This window comes from Leptolyngbya sp. FACHB-541, assembly GCF_014695875.1.
Taxonomy (GTDB): Bacteria; Cyanobacteriota; Cyanobacteriia; order Elainellales; family Elainellaceae; genus JAAUTN01.
On the sequence record NZ_JACJPC010000110.1, the window covers coordinates 387,771 to 412,924 of the forward strand.

The 25,154-nt window shown below is 50.7% G+C and carries 25 protein-coding genes; 14 read left to right on the forward strand and 11 right to left on the reverse strand.

Going from position 1 to position 25,154, the window contains the following annotated elements; translation table 11 throughout:
- The first annotated feature begins 102 nt into the window (after window positions 1-102).
- The 5 genes from H6G00_RS24240 (at window position 103) to H6G00_RS24260 (ending at window position 5,939) form a co-directional block, all read left to right on the forward strand.
- Complete coding sequence (locus H6G00_RS24240) at window positions 103-1,218, forward strand: ABC transporter substrate-binding protein (protein WP_190641478.1); 1,116 nt, start codon at window positions 103-105, stop codon at window positions 1,216-1,218.
- A 50-nt stretch (window positions 1,219-1,268) separates the two neighbouring features.
- Window positions 1,269-2,069 carry an ABC transporter ATP-binding protein gene (locus H6G00_RS24245; RefSeq protein ID WP_190641477.1) on the forward strand — a complete coding sequence of 267 codons (801 nt, stop codon included), beginning with the start codon at window positions 1,269-1,271 and terminating at the stop codon, window positions 2,067-2,069.
- A gap of 250 nt (window positions 2,070-2,319) precedes the next feature.
- Window positions 2,320-3,129: an ABC transporter permease gene (locus H6G00_RS24250; RefSeq protein ID WP_190641548.1), complete on the forward strand. Its 810-nt coding sequence runs from the start codon at window positions 2,320-2,322 to the stop codon at window positions 3,127-3,129.
- Between the two features lie 13 nt (window positions 3,130-3,142).
- Window positions 3,143-4,531, forward strand: coding sequence for a cytosine deaminase (locus H6G00_RS24255; RefSeq protein WP_190798692.1), 1,389 nt, complete (start codon window positions 3,143-3,145; stop codon window positions 4,529-4,531).
- Window positions 4,532-4,577: 46 nt separating this feature from the next.
- The gene (locus H6G00_RS24260) at window positions 4,578-5,939 is read left to right on the forward strand and encodes an FAD-binding oxidoreductase (protein WP_190798693.1); all 1,362 of its coding nucleotides are present in this window, start codon (window positions 4,578-4,580) and stop codon (window positions 5,937-5,939) included.
- 12 nt (window positions 5,940-5,951) lie between these two features.
- Here H6G00_RS24260 and H6G00_RS24265 read toward each other — a convergent pair whose 3' ends face one another.
- Window positions 5,952-6,539, reverse strand: coding sequence for a YraN family protein (locus tag H6G00_RS24265; protein ID WP_347278218.1), 588 nt, complete (start codon window positions 6,537-6,539; stop codon window positions 5,952-5,954).
- A gap of 139 nt (window positions 6,540-6,678) precedes the next feature.
- Here H6G00_RS24265 and H6G00_RS24270 point away from each other — a divergent pair, with 139 nt between their 5' ends.
- On the forward strand, window positions 6,679-7,218 hold the full coding sequence (locus tag H6G00_RS24270) for a pentapeptide repeat-containing protein (protein ID WP_190681895.1): 540 nt from the start codon (window positions 6,679-6,681) through the stop codon (window positions 7,216-7,218).
- Window positions 7,219-7,590: 372 nt separating this feature from the next.
- Here H6G00_RS24270 and dnaG read toward each other — a convergent pair whose 3' ends face one another.
- The gene (dnaG, locus tag H6G00_RS24275; RefSeq protein ID WP_190798695.1) at window positions 7,591-9,528 is read right to left on the reverse strand and encodes a DNA primase; all 1,938 of its coding nucleotides are present in this window, start codon (window positions 9,526-9,528) and stop codon (window positions 7,591-7,593) included.
- A 182-nt stretch (window positions 9,529-9,710) separates the two neighbouring features.
- Here dnaG and H6G00_RS24280 point away from each other — a divergent pair, with 182 nt between their 5' ends.
- Window positions 9,711-11,066: an N-acetylmuramoyl-L-alanine amidase gene (locus H6G00_RS24280; protein ID WP_190641471.1), complete on the forward strand. Its 1,356-nt coding sequence runs from the start codon at window positions 9,711-9,713 to the stop codon at window positions 11,064-11,066.
- 107 nt (window positions 11,067-11,173) lie between these two features.
- Here H6G00_RS24280 and H6G00_RS24285 read toward each other — a convergent pair whose 3' ends face one another.
- From H6G00_RS24285 to murC, 3 genes are all read right to left on the reverse strand, one after another.
- Complete coding sequence (locus H6G00_RS24285; RefSeq protein WP_190641470.1) at window positions 11,174-11,518, reverse strand: YbaB/EbfC family nucleoid-associated protein; 345 nt, start codon at window positions 11,516-11,518, stop codon at window positions 11,174-11,176.
- 109 nt (window positions 11,519-11,627) lie between these two features.
- Window positions 11,628-12,689 (reverse strand): UDP-N-acetylmuramate dehydrogenase, encoded by a 1,062-nt coding sequence (gene murB, locus H6G00_RS24290; protein ID WP_190798696.1) that lies wholly within the window; start codon window positions 12,687-12,689, stop codon window positions 11,628-11,630.
- A gap of 118 nt (window positions 12,690-12,807) precedes the next feature.
- Window positions 12,808-14,367, reverse strand: coding sequence for a UDP-N-acetylmuramate--L-alanine ligase (gene murC / locus H6G00_RS24295; protein ID WP_190798697.1), 1,560 nt, complete (start codon window positions 14,365-14,367; stop codon window positions 12,808-12,810).
- 223 nt (window positions 14,368-14,590) lie between these two features.
- On the opposite strand from murC, the gene nadD reads away from it, so the two are divergent.
- Together nadD and H6G00_RS24305 are read left to right on the forward strand one after the other, a co-directional pair.
- Window positions 14,591-15,310 (forward strand): nicotinate (nicotinamide) nucleotide adenylyltransferase, encoded by a 720-nt coding sequence (gene nadD, locus H6G00_RS24300; RefSeq protein ID WP_347278219.1) that lies wholly within the window; start codon window positions 14,591-14,593, stop codon window positions 15,308-15,310.
- Window positions 15,311-15,489: 179 nt separating this feature from the next.
- A complete protein-coding gene (locus H6G00_RS24305; RefSeq protein WP_190641466.1) occupies window positions 15,490-16,503 on the forward strand; it encodes a type I glyceraldehyde-3-phosphate dehydrogenase in 1,014 nt (337 codons plus the stop codon).
- 128 nt (window positions 16,504-16,631) lie between these two features.
- Here H6G00_RS24305 and H6G00_RS24310 read toward each other — a convergent pair whose 3' ends face one another.
- Window positions 16,632-17,351: a response regulator transcription factor gene (locus H6G00_RS24310; protein ID WP_190641465.1), complete on the reverse strand. Its 720-nt coding sequence runs from the start codon at window positions 17,349-17,351 to the stop codon at window positions 16,632-16,634.
- 455 nt (window positions 17,352-17,806) lie between these two features.
- Here H6G00_RS24310 and H6G00_RS24315 point away from each other — a divergent pair, with 455 nt between their 5' ends.
- Window positions 17,807-18,412 (forward strand): CPP1-like family protein, encoded by a 606-nt coding sequence (locus tag H6G00_RS24315; protein WP_190641464.1) that lies wholly within the window; start codon window positions 17,807-17,809, stop codon window positions 18,410-18,412.
- 52 nt (window positions 18,413-18,464) lie between these two features.
- On the opposite strand, the gene H6G00_RS24320 is transcribed toward H6G00_RS24315, so the two are convergent.
- The 3 genes from H6G00_RS24320 to H6G00_RS35700 form a co-directional block, all read right to left on the reverse strand.
- Entirely contained in the window at window positions 18,465-19,187 is a 723-nt protein-coding gene (locus tag H6G00_RS24320; protein WP_190798698.1) for an HAD family hydrolase, read from the reverse strand.
- Window positions 19,188-19,605: 418 nt separating this feature from the next.
- Window positions 19,606-20,103 carry a hypothetical protein gene (locus H6G00_RS35695; RefSeq protein WP_242042459.1) on the reverse strand — a complete coding sequence of 166 codons (498 nt, stop codon included), beginning with the start codon at window positions 20,101-20,103 and terminating at the stop codon, window positions 19,606-19,608.
- A gap of 173 nt (window positions 20,104-20,276) precedes the next feature.
- The gene (locus tag H6G00_RS35700; protein WP_242042460.1) at window positions 20,277-20,444 is read right to left on the reverse strand and encodes a hypothetical protein; all 168 of its coding nucleotides are present in this window, start codon (window positions 20,442-20,444) and stop codon (window positions 20,277-20,279) included.
- Between the two features lie 157 nt (window positions 20,445-20,601).
- Between H6G00_RS35700 and miaE the strand changes: the two genes are divergently transcribed.
- The 4 genes from miaE (at window position 20,602) to H6G00_RS24345 (ending at window position 23,128) form a co-directional block, all read left to right on the forward strand.
- Window positions 20,602-21,198: a tRNA isopentenyl-2-thiomethyl-A-37 hydroxylase MiaE gene (gene miaE, locus H6G00_RS24330; protein WP_190798699.1), complete on the forward strand. Its 597-nt coding sequence runs from the start codon at window positions 20,602-20,604 to the stop codon at window positions 21,196-21,198.
- A complete protein-coding gene (locus H6G00_RS24335; protein WP_190798700.1) occupies window positions 21,198-21,728 on the forward strand; it encodes a GNAT family N-acetyltransferase in 531 nt (176 codons plus the stop codon). The genes miaE and H6G00_RS24335 overlap by 1 nt, the downstream gene beginning before the upstream one ends.
- A gap of 234 nt (window positions 21,729-21,962) precedes the next feature.
- Window positions 21,963-22,568: a DUF4168 domain-containing protein gene (locus tag H6G00_RS24340; RefSeq protein WP_190798701.1), complete on the forward strand. Its 606-nt coding sequence runs from the start codon at window positions 21,963-21,965 to the stop codon at window positions 22,566-22,568.
- Window positions 22,569-22,924: 356 nt separating this feature from the next.
- Complete coding sequence (locus H6G00_RS24345; protein WP_190641459.1) at window positions 22,925-23,128, forward strand: hypothetical protein; 204 nt, start codon at window positions 22,925-22,927, stop codon at window positions 23,126-23,128.
- Window positions 23,129-23,242: 114 nt separating this feature from the next.
- On the opposite strand, the gene ribD is transcribed toward H6G00_RS24345, so the two are convergent.
- Entirely contained in the window at window positions 23,243-24,337 is a 1,095-nt protein-coding gene (gene ribD, locus H6G00_RS24350; protein WP_190798702.1) for a bifunctional diaminohydroxyphosphoribosylaminopyrimidine deaminase/5-amino-6-(5-phosphoribosylamino)uracil reductase RibD, read from the reverse strand.
- A 172-nt stretch (window positions 24,338-24,509) separates the two neighbouring features.
- On the reverse strand, window positions 24,510-25,058 hold the full coding sequence (locus H6G00_RS24355) for a PadR family transcriptional regulator (protein ID WP_190641457.1): 549 nt from the start codon (window positions 25,056-25,058) through the stop codon (window positions 24,510-24,512).
- Window positions 25,059-25,154: the final 96 nt, after the last annotated feature.

A 25,154-nucleotide genomic window follows, 5' to 3' on the forward strand; every position in this document is an offset into this window, starting at 1 on the left:
GTATCTGAAAGACCCGTATCTAAAAATACAGTTTCCCTCTGGTCTGTTTGTTTTAGTAGCTTCAGAGCGAGGGATCTCATTTCCAACTCAAAGGAGACTTGCATGAGCCGACTGCGCTATCCAAAGCCTGGAATTTATGGGATCAACCAGGGGATCAACCGGCGTAAATTTATTCAATATGGAGCAATGGCAGTGGGGGCAGGCGTGGTTGCTTCCTGTACTGGCAATCAGCCCGCCGCTGAAGAGGAGGAAGCAGCAGAATCTTCCGCCGCTGCCAGCCCTTCTCCTAGCGGTGAATTGACGTCCGTCACCTACGGCACCAACTGGTATGCTCAGGCAGAGCACGGCGGCTTCTATCAGGCGGTTGCTGCGGGCATTTATGAGGAGCATGGTCTGGATGTGACCATTCAAATGGGCGGTCCCCAAGTCAACGGCACGCAGCTATTGATGGGCGGTGCAGTCGATTTCTTCATGGGCTATACGGCAGATGCGATCAAGGCGATCGAGGAAGACATCCCCAAGGTCACGGTAGCGGCGATGTTCCAAAAAGACCCGCAAATCCTGATTGCTCACCCCGACACGGGAGCCGAATCGCTAGAAGATTTAAAGGGCAGACCTGTCTTTGTTTCGGCAGCAGCAAACACCACCTACTGGCCGTTCCTGGTTGCACGCTACGGCTTCACCGAAGACCAAAAGCGTCCCTATAACTTCAACCCCGGTCCATTCTTAGCAGACAAGCAAGCGGCTCAGCAGGGTTACCTCAGTTCTGAACCGCTGGCGATCTCAAAGGAGGGCGGCTTTGAGCCAGTCGTATTCCTACTAGCAGATTACGGCTACGATCCTTATTCCACCACGATCGAAACGCGGCGAGAATTGGTTGAATCTGACCCAGATCTAGTGCAGCGATTTGTTGATGCGTCGATCAAGGGCTGGTATAGCTACTTTGAAGATCCGGCTCCGGGAAATGAGCTAATCAAGCAAGCTAACCCTGAAATGACCGACGAACAAATTGCCTACGGCATCGAAAAAATGCAGGAATACGGCATTGCCATTTCTGGTGAGGCAGAAACGCAAGGCATTGGCGCAATGACCGATGGGCGCTGGAAGTCTTTCTTTGACACGATGGCAGAGGCAGGCGTGTTTGACCCTAATACGGATTACAAGCAGGCTTACACACTGGACTTTGTCAACAAAGGCGCAGAAGCTTATCAGGCTTAAGGCTATTTGGGTTGGTACACGCACACTGCACTTTATTTGCATAAACGCTAATGACTCATCCTGCCATTACGCTCAGCGACATCACCAAGGTCTATTCCAATGGCACGGTGGCGCTACAGCACCTCAATTTGGCGATTGAGGAAGGACAGTTTATCAGCCTGGTTGGACCGTCTGGCTGCGGTAAAAGTACTGTACTGCGAATGATTGCAGGTTTAGGCAAGATGAGTTCGGGACAGATCGAATGGAGTAGTGGTCATTCCCAGCGCCAGCTTGCGTTTGTGTTTCAGGAAGCTGCTCTAATGCCCTGGGCAACGGTGCAAGACAATGTGCGATTGCCCTTGAAACTGGCGGGGGTTTCCTATTCTGCATCTAGGACGGCTGTAGCTGAAGCGCTGGAACTGGTTGACCTAACTGGCTTTGAGAAGTGTTACCCGCGTGAACTGTCAGGTGGGATGAAGATGCGGGTATCGATCGCCCGTGCCCTGGTGACAAAGCCAGAAGTATTGCTGATGGATGAGCCGTTTGGGGCGCTGGATGAGATGACTCGCAGCAGGCTCAACAGTGACTTGCTCGCTCTGTGGAGCCAAAAGCAATGGACGGTGATATTTGTCACCCACAACATTTATGAGGCAGTTTACCTGTCGAATCGGGTAATCGTGATGGCAGCACGTCCAGGGCGAGTTGTGGCAGATGTGCCGATCGCCGCTCCCTATCCCCGCACCGAAGAGTTTCGCCTCTCCCCCCTCTACGGTGAATACTGCCGCCAGATTTCTTCTGCCCTTTCCCAGGCTGCGAGTGGGCAAGATGTGGCGATCGCCAACCCTGACCGACGAGCTGCAGAATATGTCTAGTGGTAGGTAGTAGACCGCAAGCAGGAAGACTGTCTTAACCCCTTACCTGCTAACTATCCTTCATCCTTCTTCCGTCCCCCTTTCTCCTTCCTCCATGCTGCTGCGCCAACTGACTGCCCTAATTCTGGAACTGCAAAATTTGTTGATGGGCCGCATCAACTTCACGGCAGGGAGCGATCGCCCCAATGGATCGATCCCTGCCCTTGCGGCTAAACCGATTGGCAAACTGGGAACTGCGGGGTTGTCAGGGATGCGGCAATTGCTTTCGCCCGATTTGCTGGCTCCGGTAGGGGTGGGCTTTTTGGTGCTGGCATTCTGGGAAATTGCGGTGCGAATGAGTGGCGTTCAGCCTTACCTGCTCCCAGGTCCGCTGTTGGTGCTGCAAACGCTAATTAGCGAATGGGGAACGCTGTTTCCGTCGTTGGTGATCACGTTTCAAATTACCCTGGCTGCTTTCGTTGTAGCGGTGATTTCTGGACTGTTGGTGTCGGTTCTGTTTACCCAGAGCAAGTGGATTGAGCGCAGCTTTTTTCCCTACGCGGTGATCTTGCAAACGACCCCGGTGGTGGCGATCGCCCCACTGATCATTATTTGGGTCAGGCAGGTTGTACCGGGAGACAACAGCACCTTTGTGGCACTGGTAATTTGCGCTTGGATTGTGGCGCTGTTCCCCATCATCGCCAATACGACCCTGGGGTTGAATAGCGCTGACCACAACTTGATCAACCTGTTCCAGCTTTACAAAGCTTCCCGCTGGCAGACGTTGCTGCATCTGCGCTTGCCCAGCGCTATGCCCTACTTTTTGGGTGGATTGCGAATCAGCGGCGGGCTGGCTCTGATCGGCGCAGTGGTGGCAGAATTCGTTGCCGGAACGGGCGGTACCAAATCGGGGATCGCCTACCAAATCCTGATTTCCAGCTACAATCTACAGATTCCCCGGATGTTTGCTGCCCTACTGATGACTACTGGGTTGGGCGTGCTCATCTTTGTGCTGCTGACGCTGCTTTCTGACTTTTTGCTTGGCAAGTGGCACGAAAGCGCTGTTCGACGAGAAAATTGAGCATCTACCTGCGATGAAGATCCCTGGAGCGTCCCATTACTGGCTGAAGAATGCCCATGTCCCATCTACCCTGATTCAGCTAGCCGATGGGGAAACGCTTGGCGAATCGGAATTACTGAATCCAATTGAGCCGCTGCTGCTGCTAGATATTGAGATTCGGGACGGAATAATTCATTCGTTACAACAATCTGCAACCGTTCCAGGTGAAATTCCCTCAGTCGATTTGCAGCGAGGAATGGTCTGGCCCTGCTTTGTGGATTTGCACACGCATTTGGATAAAGGCCATACCTGGGGGCGATCGCCCAACCTGGCAGGCACGTTTGATAGCGCCTTAGCTCTAGTAAGTAGCGATCGCGAGAAACACTGGGATGCCGAGGATGTCTATCGCCGTATGGAGTTTGGGCTAAAGTGCAGCTATGCTCACGGCACTCGTGCCCTGCGGACTCACATCGACTCTGCTAATGGACAGGCGAAAATCAGTCTGGAGGTCTTCAAAGCACTAAAAGCGGAATGGCAAGGTCGGCTAGAACTTCAGGCTGTTTCCCTGGTGCCGTTGGACTATTTCATGGGCGCAGAGGGAGAAGTATTGGCTGACCAGATCGCTGAAGCGGGAGGCTGTTTGGGCGGTTTGCCGCTGATGAACGAAGATTTAGAGCGGCAGATCGATCGGGTTTTTGAGTTGGCAGGCGATCGCCAGCTCAACCTCGACTTTCACACCGATGAAAGCGGCAACCCCGCCGACATTACCCTGCGCCACATTGCAGCGGCAACCCTGCGCCACGAATTCACCGGGCAGGTAGTTTGTGGTCACTGTTGTAGCCTCTCGGTGCAACCTGCCGAGGAAGTTCAGAAAACGATTGATCTAGTCAAGCAGGCGCGAATCGGAATCGTTAGCTTGCCGATGTGTAACCTTTACCTGCAAGACCGCAACCAGCAAACTTCTCAGCATTTCCTGTATGCCCCGCTAGAGCAGCAGCTTGCATTTAACTCCAAGTTTCCCAGTCGTACTCCACGCTGGCGAGGGGTAACGCTACTGCATGAGCTAAAGCACTCTGGCGTACCCACAGCGGTTGCCAGTGATAACTGCCGCGACCCATTTCACGCTTTTGGGGATCACGATGTGCTGGAGGTGTTTACCCAGTCTGCCAAGATTGCTCATTTTAATGCAGCCTATGGAGACTGGTGTACAGCGGTAACGACCACACCCGCAGACCTAATGGGTTTTCCAACCATTGGGCGGATCGGAACTGGGTTGCCCGCCGATTTGATTTTCTTTAGAGGGCGTTACTTTAGTGAATTGCTGTCGCGATCGCAGCATGATCGAGTCGTGTTACGACAGGGAAAGGCGATCGATACCGCTCTTCCTGACTACGCCGAACTGGATGACTTGCTGGTGAAATGACGGGACACTTAATTTAACTTGACTTTGTATACAGGAGGCTAGCGAGATGACTGCAACGGCTGCAACAGGGCGATCGCTTGATTGGGATGCATTAACCAGTGCCCTCAGCGGCATTGAAATAATTCGAGAACCGACTCAAGTAGCCAAACTCTCGCAAGACTACTACAGCTTTAGCCCGGTGTTGCAGGCACAGTTGACGGGTAAAGTTGCCGACCTAGTGGTTCGCCCTGTTAACGAAGCCGAAGTGCTGCGCGTGGCGGAGGTTTGCGTGAAATTCAAACTACCGTTGACGGTTCGTGGAGCAGGCACCGGAAACTATGGGCAGTGCGTCCCCTTAGAAGGCGGCGTAATTCTTGATCTAAGCCGAATGCAGGCGGTTCGCTGGCTAAAACCTGGACTCGCCTGCGTTGAACCTGGCGTAAAACTAGCCGCACTTGACAAACAGGCACGGGAAACCGGCTGGGAAATTCGTATGACCCCTTCCACTTATCGGACTGCGACGATCGGGGGCTTCATTGGTGGTGGTAGTGGTGGCATCGGCTCGATTACTTATGGGCAACTGCGCGATCGCGGCAACCTGCACGCCGTTCGGGTCGTAACAATGGAAGACCAGCCTCGTGTGATCGAGCTACGCGGCGACGATGTACAGAAAGTGAACCATGCCTATGGCACCAACGGCATTATTACCGAGCTAGAAATTCCCCTTGGACCGGCTTACCCCTGGGCAGAATACATCGTCAGTTTCTCCGATTTTATGAGCGCGGCACGGTTTGGTCAGGCGCTAGGCGACTCAGACGGCGTCATTAAAAAATTAATCTGCATTTGTGCTGCCCCAATTCCTAACTACTTTGCGGCACTGCGTAGCCATATTCCCGAAAATAGCCACTGTGCCCTGCTAGTCGTCTCAGAATCCTGCCGGGAACCCCTGACTGGACTAGTGCGGGAGTATGGCGGTGCATTCTGTTATGAGAAAGCCGCCAAGGATGCCAGCAAAGGGGTGACGCTGGTGGAATACTCCTGGAATCACACCACCCTCCACGCTCGTAGCGTTGACCCGTCTCTCACCTATTTGCAAACGCTGTTTCCGCCAGATAAGCAGCTCAAACTGGTAGAGCAGATGTATCACCACTTTGGCGACGAAGCAATGATGCATCTAGAATTTATCCGGGTGAATGGCTCCGTGCTTCCGGCAGCACTGCAAATTATTCGCTATTCCACCGCTGAACGGCTTCAAGAGATTATTCAACATCACGAGGATCAGGGTGCGTTTATTGCCAATCCGCATACCTACGTTTTGGAGGATGGTGGACGGAAAACCATTGATTCAGTGCAGCTTAAGTTTAAGGAAATGGTCGATCCCTACGGTTTGCTGAATCCGGGCAAAATGCGGGCGTGGTTGGAGCGGTAGGGGTTGTTGGTTTTAACCAAAGGCAGATTGAATATATTGCTGAAGAACAAGCCGGTAGCCTGCTACGACTAGGGGTTGTCCCAATTTGACAGGTCTGGAGATGATTGGACTGGTCTGCTGCGGAATTGTAATGGTTGAATCTTCAGCAGCAGTCGAGTTAGCTTGCTTGAAAATGGGAATGGGCGATCGCCCATAGCTCACCAGTGCCACATCAAATCGACAGGGCAACTCTGCCAACTCAGGTTGTTCTGCCAGAAATAGCTGGGCAGTTTGCCATAGTTTTGCCTGCTTTTTGGGCGTGATTGCTAACAACCCATTCGCATCCCAATTTCCCCGACTGCGAGCCTTAACTTCAACGAAGGCAAGCACCGGCTGAGATTGGAGAGGAGCGTTCTTAGATGTGGTTTTAGGAATTGGGGCGATCGCCCCTCTCGCCACTAGATCTAACTCACCCCAGCGGCAGTGCCAGCGACGCTGCAAAATTTCCCAGCCTTGTCCAATCAGCCATTGCGCCACCAAGTCTTCTGCCAAAAAACCAATGGTTTGTGTAACTTTGCCGGGTTTGGCAGGTTGGGAAGCAGGATTGAGTGAAGAATTCACAAGGCAATTCAAAGAATGTAACGGTGACTGAAGTTTGCCCACTTCTACAACCCTGATCTGCAAATGGCACGACACATTCGGGTAGGATTGGGTTGAAACAAATCGACTTGAATTGTTATTCCCGTTACCTTCAATTCGCATGATCAGGCTTTGTGATTTCTCCTGGACGCGATGCTGCCGATTTGCAGCGCGATGGTTTCCCAGTTTAGTAGGGTGGTGGGTACTGGTGGGGGCGATCGCCACCCTAAACCTTATATTTATTCCTCAAGCCCTAGCAGACAACTACAACAAAGAAAGCCTCATCGACGTTGACTTTTCTGGACGAGTCCTGACCGATTCCAGTTTTACCAAAGCCAACCTCCGCAGCAGCAACCTGAGCCACGCCGACCTGCGCGGCGTGAGCTTCTTTGGTGCAAATCTAGAAGACGTGAATCTGGAAGGAGCCAACCTGAGCTTTGCCACCCTCGACTCCGCCCGCCTAGTCGGCGCAAATTTAACAAACGCCATCTTAGAAGGCGCATTTGCCTTCAACGCCAAATTTGAGGGCGCAACCCTGGATGGAGCCGACTTTACCGACGTACTTTTGCGTCAAGACACCCAAGATAAACTCTGTGAAATGGCCACAGGCACTAACCCTGTAACCGGGCGAAATACCCGCGAGACACTGGATTGTTTCTAGGGGACAGGGGCTAGGGGCTGAGGCACAGGCAAGGAGTGCAACAACCCCTTGCTAACCACCGATGCGAAGCGCGTTATACCACTCATTCCCAATTCCTTGCAGAGGGGGTCTGGGGGACGTGCTTCGCCCCCCAGTGGGGGTTTGGGGGCAAAGCCCCCAAGAAGGTCTTGGCTAAAAACCGAAGACCTCGTGCATTGAAAGACATGGTTATAACAAAGGAATTTGGGAGAATCCGAGCCTTGGGGGTTTCCCCCAAACCCCCATTGGGGGACGCCCGCTTCCCCCAAACCCCCTCCGATTAGATTGGGATAGGCGGCATAACGCGCTTCGCATCGGTGGTTAGCAAAGGGTTTGTTTGCTTGTGGTGCAAATTTAATTTGCGGCAGATTCCAGGGATTGGTAGAACTCTCCGACCCAGGGCACCTGGGCTAGATCTGCAAAGGTGGTTTGGCGTTCTTGCTGGTCAAGTTCTTCGATGCGCTGCTTTTCGGCGTAGATTTGCTGCTGGTAATACTGGCTGAGTTCACTTGCAACGGCACAGTCAGTTTTTTCCCATAGGCTGAGAAAATGGCGGCAGCGCTTTTCACACATAACCCTCTCCATGCAGGCGGTTGCGGCTCGAACGACTAAAGGCGCACGTACAATGTCTCGCTGAGTTTTTTCATCCAAATGAAACAGCGGGTTGACCTGAGCTAGGCGATCGGGAAATTCGGTGAGGCGATCGCGCAATTGCCTAATCAAATCATCCTTTGTAATGTCAGACTGCAGTTCCAAAATTTGCTGCCACAGAAACCGATGATGGGAAATGCTGAAATCAATATCGCGTTCTTCCAGGGCATCAATGATTAGAGTCCGGTAGTCGGGCAGATTCAGGTATAGCCGCAATAACTGCGCTTCTGATTCTTCTAAGAGAGTGCGATCGCCTGGAGTTTGCCACTTTTGCGATCGCCCATGCCACCGCTGCCCCCGCACCTGTGTTCGCAAATCTTCCTCTAGCCGCAAAGTGAGCCGCGCTTCTCCTCGACTCAGTAGTTCTGCGCAGCGATGAATGTAATGGGTCCGCAGAGTCGCATTCGGCAAATTTCCTAGCAGCTTTACGATCGCCTGAGTGCTTTGCTGAAACTGGTCTGCCTTACTTAAATCAGCATCCGCCAAGAGCTGTTGAATCTGCCAATCCAGCCATAGGGGCGACTCTGCCAACAGTACTCGATAGTCATCGGCAGAATGACTCTGAAGAAATTCGTCTGGATCTTTACCCTGAGGAGTGTTCAACACTCGCAGTTGCACTTCCCCCTTATAGGCTAGGTCTGCAACTTCTCCGATCGCCCGCTCAGCCGCCTTCGCCCCCGCTGCATCTGCATCAAAGTTCAGCACCACCTGCTTTGACTCGGTGTAGCGCAACAGTAGCCGCACCTGCACCAAACTCAAGGCTGTTCCCAGAGAGGCCACCACATTGCTGATCCCCGCCGCGTGGAGGGCAATCACATCGAAATAGCCCTCCACCACCACAGCACAATCCTGCTTGGCGATCGCCCCTCGTGCCTTATCCAGCCCAAATAGCGTTTTGCCTTTGTCAAATAGCTCCGTTTCAGGAGAATTTAAGTATTTGGGCTGCTCATCGCTCAGCGTCCTGCCGCCAAATCCAATCACCCGTCCCTGAAGATCGTGAATCGGAATCATCAGGCGATCGCGAAACCGATCATAATATCCGCCCCCACCCTGCCGGGGAACGATCAACCCCGCCTGTTCTACTAACTCCACCGGATAGTGCTTCTGCTCCACCAAATAGCCGTATAGCGTCTGCCAACCCGCCGGAGCGTAGCCAAGCTGAAACTGTTGAATTGTTTCCTCGCTCAGCCGTCGTGCCTCCCGCAAATAGATCAAGGCTGCTTCACCCTGAGCCTGATGCAGTGCATGTTCATAAAATCGGGCTGTCAGTGCCAAAATCTCGTAAAGCTGATCTCGCAGTGAAAGCTGCCGCTGTAGCTCCTGTCGTTGAGCAGGCTCCAGCGTTTGCACTGATACCTGATAGCGCCGCGCCAGATCCAGCACCACATCACTAAACGAGCGCTTCCCAAACTCCATCAAAAACTTAATCGCATTTCCCCCCGCCCCACAGCTAAAGCAGTAATAAAACTGTTTGCCAGGGCTGACGCTAAAGCTGGGTGACTTATCATCATGAAACGGACATAGTCCCGTAAAGTCCTTCCCCCGCTTTCGTAGCACCACATGCTCTGAGACAACATCAACAATGTCAACTCGTTGCTTGACCTGCTCAACCGTGTCGGGATGTAAACGGGGAACGTCCATTAGCACCAGAGTAAAAATGATTCCCTACATTGTCAGACCTAAAAGCCAAAGGGTAAAGAGTAAAATCAAACTCCTCACCCAACCCTCAATCCCCGGCTCCTAATCCCCAATCCCCAGTTTTAACTGGTATCTTGAGCCATTAAGCGCTTAAATAGGCACAGTCAAAGGACACTACTTAGCACATGGGACGAATTTTCATTTCAGCCGCTCACGGTGGGCTAGAAAATGGCTCGACCGACCCCGGCACCGTTGCAGGTGGCACCACAGAAGCCAGAGAAATGATCTTGACTCGCGACCTGATTGCCACTGAGTTGCGATCGCGCAATTTTGAAGTGTTGACCGTTCCTGACAACCTCAGTGCCACAGAAACAATCGCCTGGATCAATGCGCGAGGGCGAAGAGACGATGTCGCCTTAGAAATTGGCATGGACGGTTCTCCAAATCCCTCCTTGCGTGGAGCCAGTGCCTATCACATCGCCAACAACGACCAGCGCAAAGCCCATGCCGAACTGCTGCTGTTAGCGCTATTGCGGCGTGTCCCTCAATTGCCTAGTCGAGGAGCCCGACCCGACACCGCTACAGGATTGGGCAATCTACCCTTCTGTCGCCAGCTTGTTCCGCCTTCGCTGCTGCTAGAAGTCGGCTTCCTCACCAATCCAGACGATCGCCTGCTATTGCAAAACCGCCGTCGTGACTTCGCCATCGGCATTGCAGACGGTCTTGCCGCCTGGAGTCGTGCAGTGGCAGGTACCTCTCCATCCCCGTCTCCCTCCCCAACCTACACCTCCACCGATATCAACATCAATGGAGGCATTTATGATGAGCAAGGAGTCATCGTCAGCGGCAATGCCTACATCCCCATTGATCTAGTCGATCGGTTGAATATAGACCTGTCAAACTCACCAGGTATTAACCGTATCAGTTACCGTAATGTCGTCTACATTAAGGCAATTGATCTCCGCGAATTTAATATCTCTGTAAGTTGGGATAGTGCCTCTCGCACGGTCATCCTGCGGTCGTCAGCATCGGTTTGCCCAGGACTCGTCGATCGCATCATGGGACGTGGCTCCACCTCTGAAGTGCAGCTCATGATGTTTCTCAAGACCAACAACGAGAATGCTTTAACCCAGTTTCCCGACTTACCCAAGCTTTATCGTGAAGAAGCCAGCATTGAAGGCGTTAACTACGATGTAGCCTTCTCACAGATGTGTATTGAAACAGGATTTTTACAGTTTGGTGGCGCTCTAAAACCGTCCCAAAACAACTTCGGTGGCTTAGGCAGTGCAATCGTGGAAGAGGAAACAGCCTCCTTTCCTAGCGCCAGAATTGGAGTTAGGGCGCACATCCAACACCTCAAAGCCTATGCCAGCACAGAACCACTCGTGCAAGAACTAGTTGACCCAAGGTTTCGTTTTGTTAGGCGCGGCATTGCGCCCCTCGTCAATCAACTCAGCGGGCGCTGGTCAGCGGATGCTCAATATGGGGAAAAGATTGTGGCGATCGTCCGACGGCTATACGAGTCAGCAGGTCTACTCTAAAGGCGTCTAGTCTAATTCAGCATCGACAAGGCTATTTCATGGGAAGGGGTGCGGAGCAAGTCCACACCCCTTCCCATGAAAAATAATGTTTTAGACAAAGCAATCAATTACATTCCGGGCAAGTTTAAGCCACCCGTTAGTTCTTCCATACGTTCGCGCATGGTTGCCGTAGATTTGTCGTAAGCATCTTTCATAGCCGCTGCTACGAGGTCAGAGAGCAAATCTGCACCTTCTTCTAGAGCTTGGGGTGAAATTTCGACCCGACGAGGCTCTTGGTTTCCGCTCAGCACAACTTTAACCAGTCCATTGCCAGAAGTGCCTTCAATTTCCATCTCTTCAAGTTCTTCTTGCAGCTTTCTTGCGCCTTCTTGAACTTGCTGAGCCTTCTTAAACGCTTCGGTTAGCTCTTTCATCTTGCCTAAACCGAAGCCAAATCCTTGACCTTTAGACATAACTTTCTAAATCTTGCTGTTGATGAACTCAGTGTAACCCTAACACCTAACCTTAACATTGGTGTTTACAGATGAAGCGTTCCAATTTGATTTTTAAGCCACTGCAGCCCTAAAACTCACCTAACATCTTCACCTCGGGCTCTAACCAGAGTGACCATTGATCCGCAACTTGCTGCTGAACGTAGCGAATCAACCGGAAAACGTCATTTGCCGTTGCGCCACCACAGTTAAGAATGAAATTGGCATGACGTTGAGCGACTTGGGCACCTCCAATTTGATGTCCTTTGAGCCCGGTTTGCTCGATCAGCCAACCAGCAGTGTGTGGCCCAGGGTTACGGAAAACGCTGCCACAGTTAGGGAGGTGATAGGGCTGGGTTGTATGTCGTTGCTTCATGTGAGCGGTGGTGTCTGCAAGCACCTGTTTGGGGTCGGCTCCAGGCTGAAGCTGAAAGGTTGTTCGCGTAACCAGGCGCGTGTCTCCCTGCAGCGAGGAGGTGCGATAACGATAGTCGAGATCTGCAGGGGTAAGAATGTTAACGCGGCCATCCCTCGATAGAACCTGCGTATCCACCAAAATGTCAGCAGTACAGGCGGCATGAGCGCCCGCGTTCATTACGACAGCTCCACCTACGGTGCCCGGAATGCCGACTGCCCACTCTAGCCCCTGCCAGCCTCGCTCAGCAACTTTCCAGGCAAGACGGGCGATTGGCTCACCTGCTCCGGCAGTGACTTGTCCCGTGTTGGAGTCAAATTCTGTATGGCGCAGGTGGCGAGTGCAGATGACTAAGCCTGGTAAGCCGCGATCGCTCACGAGTAAATTGGTCCCTGCCCCTAATAGAGTGACGGGTAAACCTTCTGCTTCTGCCCAAGCAAAGCTAATTTGCAGGTCTTCCAAGGTTTGGGGCGCAATGTAGAGTTCTGCGGGGCCACCCACCCGAAAGGAGGTCAAACTAGACAATGGCACTTGAGGTTTGATCAAACAACTTGTTCCAGGTAAGTGAAGCGCTGTTGTAGAACGCGATTTAGCAAGCGAATTTGGACTAGCCGCGGCAGTCGAAACAGATTTAAACTCTTTGTTGAATGTTTCTTCGCTGGCAGGGTAATCGGATTTAGCACTTGCGATCCCTGAAGCGGGTTCACGGGCGCTGGGGGAGTCACAGGAGAGAGTCATAGCTTTTTGGGTTTTGAAGAAGCTTGAGGCTAAAGGGGCGCTCCAAGTTTTGAAAGATGAAGCAAGGTTGGGATGAACTGCGATCGTTGAGGAAACGACGGGCCAACCCGGGATTCGCTTAATGACACTGAGGCTGAACCTTAGGGTCAACCTGCTGATAGTATGCATTGAGCTGAGGAATCACCTGATTTAGGTTCCCTGCTCCCAGAAATAGAACAAGGTCGCCAGGAGCCAGCGTCTCAACCAAATAAGCGTAGACATCTGGCAGGGTTGGCTGATAGACCACCTTAGGATGGTGCATGGCGATCGCCTCTGCCAACTGCTGTCCGCTAACCTGCTCCAACTTTGGTTCACCCGCGCTATAAATTTCCGTGGTGATGACCAAGTCAGCGTTCCCAAAAGAACGGGCAAACTCTGGCAAGAAGGTTAATGTGCGGCTATAGCGATGGGGTTGAAATACGGCTACAACCCTTCGCGGTAGAGGGTTAGAGGCTGCTGCCTGGAGCCGAGCAGCCATTAGCGTCGCTTGGATTTCGCTGGGGTGGTGAGCATAGTCATCAACCAGCAAAATATTATTGAACTCACCCCGTAGCTCAAAGCGTCGGCGTGCACCCGTAAAAGTTGCCAGGATGGAGGCAATTACCTCAAACTTTAATCCTAACAAACGCCCAATGGCTACAGCAGCTAAGGCATTACTGAGATTGTGCTGACCTAACAACTTCAAACTCAACGTGCCTAACAGTTCGCCGCGCTCCCAAACCTTTGCCTCTGTAATACTTGGATGGTAAACAATATCAGTCGCTGTATAATCTGCCTCAAGTTCGGGTTGTAGACTATAGCTGACGGCAGGTTTTAACTGATGCCGTACAGTCTCACAATCTAAACTTCCTACTAGGATTTGACAGTTTTGAGCAAACGTTTGGAACGTTTCAATTACCTCATCCAAACTGTTGTAGTGATCAGGATGGTCAAGCTCAATATTCGTAATTACGCCAATGTAAGCAGAAAACTTTACCAAAGAACCATCTGATTCATCGGATTCTGCAACTAAGTAAGGACCTTTCCCCAACCGAGCGTTTCCTTCCCAAGCAGCTACTTCACCACCCACAATAATGGTCGGATCTAAGCCTGCTTGCAGCAGCAAATAGCTAATCATGCTGCTGGTGGTTGTCTTGCCGTGAGTCCCAGCAACGGCAATGCTTTGATAATCACGCATTAACGCTGCTAATAAGTCAGAGCGGTGAAAAATTGGGCAGCCTGATTCCAGCGCTGCTCGATATTCAGAATTATTTTTAGGATCAATCGCTGTCGAACAGATTACTTGAGGAAGGACAGCTTGTAAGTCATTTGAATCCAACGAATTCAACTCTTGTTGCTTTAAGGTGCCATTCGCGCCGTTTCCGTTACCATTACCATTTCTGCCAGCTTCCTGGGGTGATGATTCTGACGAGATCAACCTTTGGCTGGGTTGAAAAAATCTCAAATTCGCAGCGTCTTGACTCCAAAAAATATGGACGTTTTGCTCCTGCAAACGCTGCGTAATGTGGTTGAGACAAATATCTGACCCTGAAACTGGGAGTCCACGCTTAGCTAAAATATAGGCGAGAGCCGACATTCCAATCCCACCGATGCCGATGAAATGGAATGGTCTCCCGCTGAAATCGACAGAATTCAGCATTCTAGCTCCTCAAACACCACACCACACCAATAACACGCGATATCATAGCAAGAATTGCTTTTTCGCGATATAACCTCCTGAAGGATTAGGCTGTCTGCTCTCAGTTAACTTTATTAATTTTTGGCTAGTGCTTACTCAAGCTTTAAACAATTCGTAGGAGCAATGGCTTCACGATTCGCATTTCTGCTTTCTGAATAAGCGTCTTAATTAAAAGCTGTTTTGAGTGCGATCGCGTCCTTTTCAAGAGATTTTGCTCGAAAACCAATGTTTAATCCTACTCGTTGGAGCTGTTGCTAATCCGGAAGTTTCTCAGGGCGATCGCCATTCTTTTGCCATGCCAAAGTTAGCCATTCTGGGTGGCAGTTTTAATCCGATTCATCAAGGGCATTTACTAATGGCAGAGATGGCTCTCAAACAAGTAAATCTGGATCAAGTCATTTGGGTGCCTGCTCAATGCCCTCCTCACAAGCAATCAATTGAGCTAGCAGACTTTCAGCACCGAGTTGAGATGGTCAAGCGGGCGATCGCCTCCTATCCTGTCTTTTGCCTATCTACCGTTGACCAAAACCGTACTGGGACTTCTTACGCCATCAATACCTTGCTTGACCTGCAAACTTGCTATCCAAACAGCCAGTGGTATTGGATCGTCGGTTTAGATGCCTTTGCCTCCCTGCCCCGGTGGTATCGTCGCCAAGAATTGGCAGCCAACTGCAGTTGGCTGGTTGCGCCTCGGGCGGGACAGCCCGCAGAGGTCATCGGTCATCAGGTTGTGCAACAACTGGCAGCACAGTCAATCAAAATCGATTGGCAAATTTTACAGATGCCTTTATTCGAAATTTCGTCTAGCCTGGTTCGGCAATATTGTCGTGATCGCCGCTCCCTCGGAGACCTCGTGCCTGAATCGGTAGAAAACTACATTCTTGCTCACAGTTTATACCGATAACGAAGCATAGCTACAAAAAGCACTGGCTTGAGCTGTCTACCAGACCCAAGTGACCAGATCACAATTTGCTAACAATTAGTGCAAAACCCTTCATCGGTGGCTATTGAGAGGGGCACGGCTAACGTGTATGATCTGGTTCATTACTAGCAAGTATTTTAGTAGACAGAGGGCAAGACGCAGTGATTAGAGTAGCGATCAACGGGTTTGGGCGCATCGGGCGCAACTTTATGCGGTGCTGGCTGACTCGACAAGACAGCCAAATGGAAGTCGTTGCCATCAACGACACTTCTGACCCTAGAACCAACGCCCACCTGTTAACATACGACTCAATGTTGGGCAGGTTCAACGCTGACATCAGCGCTGACGACAACACCATCACCGCCAATGGCAAAACCATCAAATGCACCTCTGACCGCAACCCCCTTAACTTGCCCTGGGGAGACTGGGACATTGACCTGATCATCGAATCGACTGGCGTTTTCACTAGCAAAGAAGGGGCTTCTAAGCACCTCAGCGCAGGCGCTAAGAAAGTGCTGATTACAGCTCCTGGCAAAGGCGACGATGGCACTTTTGTCGTAGGGGTAAATGATCAAGACTATGACCATAACCAGCACACCGTCATCAGCAACGCAAGCTGCACCACAAACTGCCTTGCCCCAGTCGCCAAAGTCATTCACGAAAACTTTGGCATCATCAAAGGCACCATGACGACGACCCACAGCTACACAGGCGACCAGCGCTTGCTCGACGCAAGCCACCGGGATTTGCGCCGTGCCCGTGCTGCTGCACTCAACATCGTGCCTACGACCACAGGAGCTGCAAAAGCAGTTGCGCTAGTATTGCCTGAATTGAAGGGCAAGCTAAACGGTATTGCGCTACGAGTTCCTACGCCAAACGTCTCCGTCGTGGATCTGGTTGTTCAGGTTGAGAAGCCTACCATTGCTGAGCAGGTCAACGATGCCCTCAGAGCTGCTGCGGAGGGCCCACTCAAAGGGATTCTGGCTTACAGCGATTTACCGCTGGTCTCCTGCGATTATCGCGGTACTGACGAGTCCTCAATCGTTGACGCCGCACTAACGATGGTCATGGGTGGCGATATGGTTAAAGTCGTCGCTTGGTATGACAACGAATGGGGCTACAGCCAGCGGGTTGTGGATCTGGCTGAGCTAGTCGCTCAGAAGTGGACAAAGTAGGCGACCGCTCCCCATCCTAAATCGGTAGCAATATGAAAGAGAAGCGCACCTCCTGGGAGGTGCGCTTCTCTTTGAGGTGCTTTTCTGTTTAACGGGAAAGTCAGAACTGGGAAAGTCAGGTGCGTGACCTACTGAGCGACAGCACCTTCCTGACCTACCCCAGGAGCCTCAAACTTATAGCCAACCCCGCGCACCGTTTGAATTAATGCGGGCTGAGTTGTATCAATCTCAATCTTCTTGCGAATCTGCCCAATATGAACATCAACAACCCGCTGGTCGCCTACATACTCATAATCCCAAACTTTTTGAATTAGCTCAGCCCGCCGCCAAACTCGTCCAGGATGGCTTGCCAAAAAGTGCAGCAGGTCAAATTCCAGCGCCGTTAGGGGCACAATGTCGTTGTTGAGCGTGACTTCTCGCCGTACCGGATCGATCGCCAATCCATTAAAAGTTAGACACTGTTGCTCAGCCGTTGTCACTGGGCGCTGACGTTTTAGAATTGCCCCCACCCGGACTTCTAACTCCCCTAAACTAAAGGGTTTTGTCAAATAGTCGTCTGCACCCTTCTTGAACCCAGTAATTCGGTCAACCTCGTCTGTGCGACTAGTTAGCATCAGCACAAATACCCCAGTTCGGCTTTGCATCTCTTGGCAAAGCGTATAGCCAGTAGAATCTGGCAGGTTGACATCCAGAATCACCAAGTCTGGATTAAATTGCTCGAAGATAGCCAAAGCAGTCTTGCCGTCTTCGGCAGATTCCATCTGATAATTCTGTTTCGACAGAAATCGATGGATCAAAGTGCGAATGGAGGGGTCGTCATCAACTACGAGAATCTTGGCTGGAGCCATGACCATAACCTTACATTGAGGAGTGGATGAGCATCGGTAAACGTAAGCAGAAGCTGATGCAATGGCAGATGAAACAATAGCCTATGTGAGGGTAGCTGCGTCAATAGATTTCACTAGAGATTTCACTAGACTTCATTAGAGAATAGGCTGTAGAAATGGATACCTGTTATATTAAGCGCTTAATAAAACAATTATCCGCACTAGAAATCGGCAATGCAAACACCTGCCTGAGCAAATCTAGCTAAATTTGAGCTTATATGCACTACCTGAACTAAACTTTTGCATCCTTAGTTTGCGAAAAGAGGGTAGACAGTTACACTATGGCTAGCAGCAGATGGCTAGCAGTAGACGGTTAGCAGCTTAAGCTGGGCAGAGATGCTAACAGACTGCGGGCTTCCTGATTTTCTTATTGCCAATCATAATCGAATATATTGGGGGTCTTTTGGAGGTTGTAGATGAGTGACCAGAATCACTACTTAAAGCTTGGGGTAGATGAAAACGCTTCGTTTGAAGAAATTCAGGATGCTCGTAATCGTCTCGTGCAGGAACACAGCGGCGATCGCAAGCTGGTAGAGTCCATTGAGGCAGCTTATGACGCGATCCTGATGGATCGGCTACGGCTGCGACAAGAAGGCAAAATTAAAGTGCCCGACCGGATTCGCTTTCCAGAGCGGCTGGTTGAAGTACCCCCTGAATTCACTCCAATCCCAACCAAGCAAACTCCGGATTGGTTACAGCGTTTTATTGACACACCCAGTCGAGCCGACATTCTCTGGCCGGCTGCATTATTCATCGGAACGGCCTTTCTCAGCCTGAGTTCAGCCCCGGTGGGGTTAGCCTTGGGAGTCGGCTTTAGCCTCTACTTCTTAAATCGTAAAGAACACAAATTTGGTCGATCTTTTCTGCTGACTTTGGTAGGACTGATTTTAGGCGTAGTGTTGGGGTTACAGGCAGCTAGCCTGCTGCAACCCCAACTCGCTGACCTAAGAATTGAAGCAGACACTTTTGCAGCCTGGGTGACTTTCCTAGTCCTCTGGTTGATCGACAGCTTTTTGCGATAAAGTCACCGGGGATCAAGCATTCACCCACCTATAATGCTTGCCGATCAGCCACTTAAGAGATGGCTGCTCCTACAGCGTTGGCTGGCACAACGTTGGACTCTTTAAAGATCAAATCTACTGCTTCGCCGAAATTGTTCACAATTCGGTCGGGGCGCTGCTGCATCAGTTGGGTGCGATCGCGAATGCCACACAGTACGGCGATCGCTTTGATACCGTGCGTTTTAGCCGATACAATATCGGCCTCCGTATCGCCAACCATCCAAACTTCCTCAGCTGCTGGAAGCTGGGTCAGTGCTCGCTGCATTAGCAGAGGTTTGTCTTTCACGTCAGCTGTTTTGACGTAGTCATTGCTGAGGCAAAACCGTCTATCCAGTGGAAAGAATTGAGCGAGGTCACAGCGACCAAACGCATCATCCAATTCCCGTACCCGTCTCATCGTCATTACAGCTAGATCGACCTTTGCTTGCCGAATTCGCTTGAGCGTGTCGATCGCCCCTGGCACCGGCGTGTCATAAGCCAAATAAGGCATCGAGTGGACGGTGCGTTTGCGCACTTGGTAAAACTTTTCTGCCTGGGTCGCATCTAGCCCCGAGAGCCGTGCAATCTGGCGCTCAGGCATTTGCGATCGCTTCAAAGCCCAAAACTCTTCCTTAGAGAGTGGATTAACTGGCTGATCGGGATATCGAACTTCTCTCAAACAAAACAGGTAGGCCCGATAGTACCGTTCAGAAACGTTCATGATAGGGCCATCAAAATCAGTAATAATTCTTAGCATCTCAAAGCACCAACCTAAAAACGAGTATTAACTTTTATTAAAACATACTAACTTTCAAGCGCCAAAATTACACTCTGTTGAAAGTCTCAAAGTTTGAAGCAATTTTGTAGTTAAATCTGCGACTAAAGAAACTTAAAAACGACAGAAAAAAAGTCCGCGTGAGCAGACTTTTCGTGCAGCCTTGGATGAAGTACTCAGGACAAGCTCCCCTCTAGGAAACGCTTACTTCCAGAACAAGAAGCTGCGGAGATTAGCAAGATGATGAATTGCTGTTCAATACTTCTTAAATAAGCAGCGGTTTTAGAGCCTATTAGAAACAGCAATGAAACGGCAATTCACTAGATTTATGCAAAGGCAAACTTTGTAACAGGAGGCGTTCTACCTCGGTCGTTCTAGCCTTCTAATTAGCTTTAGCTCTTTAAACAGACTGTCCTGTCACAATGGCCCAAAAGAAGCGTTCAAACGGACCTTCGTTAACATCGACGTGCATCTTTTTTGCCCAGGTGAATACGCCAAAGCTGACGTGTCCGCTGTCGTGTTGACCGAAAGTGCCCTTTTGAATTGCAACATTGCCGACCAGCGCAATCCAGTGGTTGGGCAGAGCAACAGGCAGGTCATCCTTGCTAGGTGTAGCTTGCCCCAGCAAGCCATCAGCCGTTACCAGCAGGAACGCTACGCCACTTGCCTCAATCACCCGAGCTGCATTTTGCAGGGCTCCCATGTCGCCCAAGAGGTAGGTGTGGTTGTACTTCACTTGCTCGTAGCCCAAAATTTCTCTAACCCAGCCTTTCATTTCCCAGGATTTAGTCATGCCGCTGAGGTTACGCATCATTTCAGGCACATCGGGATCAACCGGAAACAGTAAATTTTCTGCATCGCGTAGCGTTGCCAGCACTAACCAGTCTGCCTGCCCCATTGCAGATTGCCTTTGCTTTCCTGACGCAGCCGAGTAGAGGTATTGATCTGCTTTGTTTTTGCTTGGAAATTGCCCTGTTCAAACAAACTCCTACAAATCTGGACGTAACGCAGCGGCTGCTTACGGATTAGCTCAAACAAGATGGAAGCTGGACCACAAAAAGGTTGCTTACCCTAATTGACCTTAAAAGGGTCATTCACCCGCGATCGCATCTCTGCCACAATCTTTTGCTTGTCTAGATACGGCCACAGGCTGGGTGCAGCAGATTGCTCAAAGCCGGCGATCGCTGCCAGTGCTTCCCGCTTGAAAGCCGAATTGGATAGCTGAGTATTTGTAGTCACGTCTTCCTCTGGCTAGCGCTAAACCCCGTATCCAGCTTTGTAGATCAACAGCCCTGAATCGTAGAATTACGCAAATCTGATAGAGCGTTTGCTAATCTGACAGAGGTGTAACCGCTCCCCCTCCCTTTAGAAATTCTTCTTCAAACCCAATTTTCCTGTGACTTCAACCCTGCTCACGATTAAATTTCTTCAGCAACCTACCTCAACTCAATGGGTAGAGCAGGCGATCGCCAATCTTGACACTATTTTGCTTGACCATTCTCACTGTGAACGGAAAGCGGCGGGTGTAGCCCTCAATCTAATTTTTCGTTATCCTTCCAGCGCTAAACTAGTGCGAACCTTGACGGCGATCGCCCAGGAAGAGCTAGAGCATTTCGAGCAGGTGAATCAGTGGCTCGATCGGCGTGACATTCCCCTGGCACCACTGTCTGCACCACCTTATGCTGCTGGACTCAAGGCTGAAATTCGCCGTCATGAACCCGACCGCATGCTCGACCTGCTGCTCGTCTCTGGGCTAATCGAAGCCCGTAGTCACGAACGCTTGGGGCTGTTAGCTGCTCACTGCCCTGAAGTAGAACTAGCGCAGTTTTATCGAGGCTTAATGGCATCGGAAGCGCGTCACTATGGCATTTACTGGACACTAGCAACTACTTATTTTGAGCGCGCAGTTGTAATGGAGCGGCTAGAATCGCTTGCGGCTGTGGAGAGCCAGCTTTTGTCAACCCTTTACCCTGAGCCAAGGATTCATAGTTAGTGAATAGCCATTACCGCGAGTTTCGGATTCGAGATTGGCAACCAGGCGATCGCACAGTCGCAGCAGAGTTGATTCGCTCTGTGCTGAGTGAATATGGGCTTGAGTGTGAACCAGACGGTGCCGACCGAGATGTCTTGTCTGTTGAGGAGTCTTACTGGAACAAAGGCGGCGAATTTTGGGTGGTCGAACGACAGCAACGTATAGTAGGCACAACCGCTTACTATCCGGTTGCGAAAGGGACGAATGCAGTAGAAATTCGCAAGATGTATCTTTTGCCTGAAGCGAGAGGGCAAGGATTGGGGCGCTATTTGTTACAAAACTTAGAAGAGGCAATCGCCAACCGGGGCTATCAGCAAATTTGGTTAGAAACGGCGAGCGTGCTTTTTGAAGCGGTCAAGCTTTACGAGAGTAGCGGTTATCAACCAGCAACTGGGGTTGAAACCAAGCGATGCGATCGCCTTTACACCAAGCTTTTAGAACGTTCTTCTAACTTAGAGCAGCAGCTTTTAGAGAAAAGCGAAGGCGTTTAATCACACACCTCTTCTTTGTCCGTAACTTAACCGGGCTGTGTCATAAGCTTCATGTCTCTGACACATCAACTCAACATTGGCTTGTCAGGGTGGCTCCTAAATCCTGCGGACTCTGCGAGGATTTAAGCAAAAATCCACTTGGACGTAAAACCAGTTTGCATCCGTTGAAAGCAAAGACGGCAGACACTGGATTGCAGTGGAGTAAACACCTTAAGGTTTAAGGAGAAACTTGAAATGCTGAAGCAAATTTTGGCAGGCAGCACCTTTTTGCTGCTGGTAGCCTTTGGGAGCCTACCCGCTCGATCTCAAACATCAGCTCCTCCTACAGCTGAGCCAACTGAGCCTTCAGCCCAACAGCTAGACCCTGCAGCCCAGCCTGCTCCTCCTACTGAAGCTCAGTCCACGCCCCCTACTCAGGCTCAACCCCAGTCCGCTGCTGAGGTAAGTTCAGAGGACATCGAAAAATTTGCTAGGGCGATCGCGCAACTCCAAACGATTCAGCAGGAAACTCAAACCGAGCTACTTCAAATCGTTGAAGGTCAAGGATTAACCCCAGATCGATTCAATGAAATTGCTGAAGCTCAGCAAAACCCTCAAGCAGGAGCCGATGTAGAGATTTCTGATGAGGAATTGCAGAGCTTTGAGCAAGCCGCAAACGAGATCACGACCGTCCGTCAGCAGACCCAAGCTAGATTCCAGGAAGCGGTTCAAGCTGAAGGGTTAGAAGTTGAGCAGTTTAACCAGATTCTTGCTGCTGTGCAGCAAGATCCTGCTTTGCAGCAGGAAGTTGAGCAAATTCTTCGAGCTGAACCTGCCTCAGGTCAAGAATTGCCTCAGTAGGGAAACTCGATTTGCCTTCGTGAGCGCGTCTATACCCTTCTGTTAAGGTACCGATTTGTGGCGTTGCACATGACGAACGACTCCGTAGGGGCACGGCAATGCTGTGCTCCTATAGTGGGCGATCGCCATATTAGAAACTTCCTCCCATTCTCAAGTTGAGCAATGGCTTTTGTGTTTCTAAGCACTACCTAACGTTGCCTGAAATTAACTCTTAAGTTAGACCGGGATTCAGCAGATCTTCCTACGGGAGGAGGTTTTTGAGAAATCGAATTATTCCTTACGGAGCATAGGCTGGTCTCGCTTTTTCTGACAAATTGAGTGTAGGGACGGATGATAAAAAATCAGGAGATATCGCAATGAAATTAAAGTTTCTCGCTCTACCTTTGTTACTTGGAATGACGCTAGCTGTTGGCGCTTGCGCTCCTGCTGGTACCGACGATGCAGAAACTGCACCCACTGAAGACCCCGCTGTAGCACCTGCTGAAGATCCGGCGGTTGCTCCTACCGAAGAGCCAGCAGAGGCTCCTACCGCTCCTGGAACTGAAGCTCCTCCCCAATAGACTGTTACGAGCGATCGCTCAATAAACATTCTGATTCCACCTTTAGAACCGCTGTTGCAAGGTTGCACTCTCTAGGTGCAACCTTTCGATGTTTCTAACGGTAATCAAGATGCGCTAAGGCTGCCCAACTGGCAAATAGCCTTCTATTAAATAATCCGCATCAAGCGATCGCCACCTCACCCGCTCCAGTACTAGCGCCTCTGACATCAACGACAAGCCCAGCTCACCAACTGGGGAAGGAGCCGTTGCCCCACCAATAATTTTGGGGGCAATAAATGCCCAAACTTTTTGAATAGCCCGATCGGCGATCGCCTCAGCTGCCAATCGTCCTCCACATTCCCACAAAACACTCAAGCAGCCCCGTTCATACAAACAGTCCATTGCTTGAGCAGGAGCCAGAGATAACATCTCAACCACTTCAACTCCCCGCTTCCTCAAAGCAGTTTGAAATTCGGGTCTGCTGCCAGCTTCAGTCAAGACTAGTGTTGGAGCTTCCGCGATGTTCCATAATTTGGCATCGTCGGGCAAATCTAAACTGCTGCTCATCACCACCCTGAGCGGATTGTGCTGGGCGACTTGATGGTTGGTCAACAGCGGATTGTCACGCCGAACCGTGTTTCCACCTACAACCACTGCATCACAGGTAGCGCGTAACTGGTGAACTGCTGCTCGTGCAGTTTTTCCTGTAACCCAGGCACTATGTCCGGTGCTAGCAGCAATTTTGCCATCTAGGGTCATCGCATATTTCAAAATGCCAAACGGTCGGCGATGAAGCACTCGATGCACAAATGCTTCATTCAATTCTTGGCAGGCTGTCTCTTCTACACCAACGCTGACTGCTATTCCAGCCGTTTGTAGTCTGGCAATGCCACCTCCCGACACACGCGGATCTGGATCAACCATTCCCGCGACAACCCTGGCAACCCCCGCTTGGATTAGGGCTTCTGTGCAGGGTGGAGTTCTACCGTGGTGATTGCAAGGCTCCAAATTGACATAAACGGTAGCTCCCTGTGCTTGCTCAACCGCTGCCCTCAATGCAAAAACCTCAGCATGGGGTTGCCCCGCCTTGGGGTGAAATCCTTCGCCAACGATCTGACCGTTTTGCACCACAACGGCTCCCACTAATGGGTTTGGGGCTGTTTGACCTGCTGCCTGACGCGCTAGCTCCAGACAACGTTGCATCATGGTTCGGTCAAAATCAGCATTCATAAAGAAGAATTGAGTTCATTCAAGGGAGATATGAGCTTGCGATCGCTGCTAGATCTGCTTTTGAGCGATCGCTCTGTAGAAATATTGCAGGACTATCGAGAATTGCAAGTCATTCAGCAATTTCAGTAGAGTTACGGTGTAGTGTGCCCTTCGAGCCAACTCATTCCTCCCCCTAATCCCCAACCCCCGCCTCCTGCAACCTCTTCTCAAGATTCTCTTGCTCAAGCTGTTCCAGTAGCCAATCAATCTCAAACCGCAAATTGGCTAGATGCCGTCGCCACGCTGTTGACTCATAGCGATCGGTGCTGCTAGTCATATCTTCCCGCTCTAGATCCTGTAGCCGCAGACGGCAAACCAGCAATCGTTGCTCTAGCAGCTTAATTCGCTCTATGGGAAGAAGGTGGCTAAAGAAGAAATATTTGATGATGAAACGGGACCGGCTGTTGACCCAGCTTTCATGCGGATATTCCAGCATTTTGCGTCGCCAGCGATCGCGCCCCGCCTCAGTAATGCAATATACCTTGCGGCTCGAACCCGATTCTCCAGCTTCCTCCACCAGCGTCACGATATCTCCTCTTGCCTCCAGCCGTTTGAGCAAAGGATAAATCGCCCCATAGTTGACGCTGATGCAGCCACTCATAAATAGCTCTAGCTGCTGCTTTAGACGGTAGCCGTGCAAAGGTTGCTTTTGTAAAAATCCAAGTGTTGCTAATTCCAACATTATTTCAACGTATTTCTATATCAGGTTGATATTCCTACTCCAAATTGATATACCTGTTAAGGATACAGCGTTTACAAAATGCAATAAACTCTGTTG

What these genes read in the sequence shown, in the direction of transcription:
- H6G00_RS24240 (WP_190641478.1), top strand. Translation starts at nt 103, where the DNA reads ATGAGCCGACTGCGCTATCCAAAGCCTGGAATTTATGGGATCAACCAG.
- H6G00_RS24245 (WP_190641477.1), top strand. Translation starts at nt 1,269, where the DNA reads ATGACTCATCCTGCCATTACGCTCAGCGACATCACCAAGGTCTATTCC.
- H6G00_RS24250 (WP_190641548.1), top strand. Translation starts at nt 2,320, where the DNA reads ATGCGGCAATTGCTTTCGCCCGATTTGCTGGCTCCGGTAGGGGTGGGC.
- H6G00_RS24255 (WP_190798692.1), top strand. Translation starts at nt 3,143, where the DNA reads ATGAAGATCCCTGGAGCGTCCCATTACTGGCTGAAGAATGCCCATGTC.
- H6G00_RS24260 (WP_190798693.1), top strand. Translation starts at nt 4,578, where the DNA reads ATGACTGCAACGGCTGCAACAGGGCGATCGCTTGATTGGGATGCATTA.
- H6G00_RS24270 (WP_190681895.1), top strand. Translation starts at nt 6,679, where the DNA reads ATGATCAGGCTTTGTGATTTCTCCTGGACGCGATGCTGCCGATTTGCA.
- dnaG (WP_190798695.1), bottom strand. Translation starts at nt 9,528, where the DNA reads ATGGACGTTCCCCGTTTACATCCCGACACGGTTGAGCAGGTCAAGCAA.
- H6G00_RS24280 (WP_190641471.1), top strand. Translation starts at nt 9,711, where the DNA reads ATGGGACGAATTTTCATTTCAGCCGCTCACGGTGGGCTAGAAAATGGC.
- H6G00_RS24285 (WP_190641470.1), bottom strand. Translation starts at nt 11,518, where the DNA reads ATGTCTAAAGGTCAAGGATTTGGCTTCGGTTTAGGCAAGATGAAAGAG.
- murB (WP_190798696.1), bottom strand. Translation starts at nt 12,689, where the DNA reads ATGACTCTCTCCTGTGACTCCCCCAGCGCCCGTGAACCCGCTTCAGGG.
- murC (WP_190798697.1), bottom strand. Translation starts at nt 14,367, where the DNA reads ATGCTGAATTCTGTCGATTTCAGCGGGAGACCATTCCATTTCATCGGC.
- H6G00_RS24310 (WP_190641465.1), bottom strand. Translation starts at nt 17,351, where the DNA reads ATGGCTCCAGCCAAGATTCTCGTAGTTGATGACGACCCCTCCATTCGC.
- H6G00_RS24315 (WP_190641464.1), top strand. Translation starts at nt 17,807, where the DNA reads ATGAGTGACCAGAATCACTACTTAAAGCTTGGGGTAGATGAAAACGCT.
- H6G00_RS24320 (WP_190798698.1), bottom strand. Translation starts at nt 19,187, where the DNA reads ATGCTAAGAATTATTACTGATTTTGATGGCCCTATCATGAACGTTTCT.
- H6G00_RS35695 (WP_242042459.1), bottom strand. Translation starts at nt 20,103, where the DNA reads ATGGGGCAGGCAGACTGGTTAGTGCTGGCAACGCTACGCGATGCAGAA.
- H6G00_RS24340 (WP_190798701.1), top strand. Translation starts at nt 21,963, where the DNA reads ATGCTGAAGCAAATTTTGGCAGGCAGCACCTTTTTGCTGCTGGTAGCC.
- H6G00_RS24345 (WP_190641459.1), top strand. Translation starts at nt 22,925, where the DNA reads ATGAAATTAAAGTTTCTCGCTCTACCTTTGTTACTTGGAATGACGCTA.
- ribD (WP_190798702.1), bottom strand. Translation starts at nt 24,337, where the DNA reads ATGAATGCTGATTTTGACCGAACCATGATGCAACGTTGTCTGGAGCTA.
- H6G00_RS24355 (WP_190641457.1), bottom strand. Translation starts at nt 25,058, where the DNA reads ATGTTGGAATTAGCAACACTTGGATTTTTACAAAAGCAACCTTTGCAC.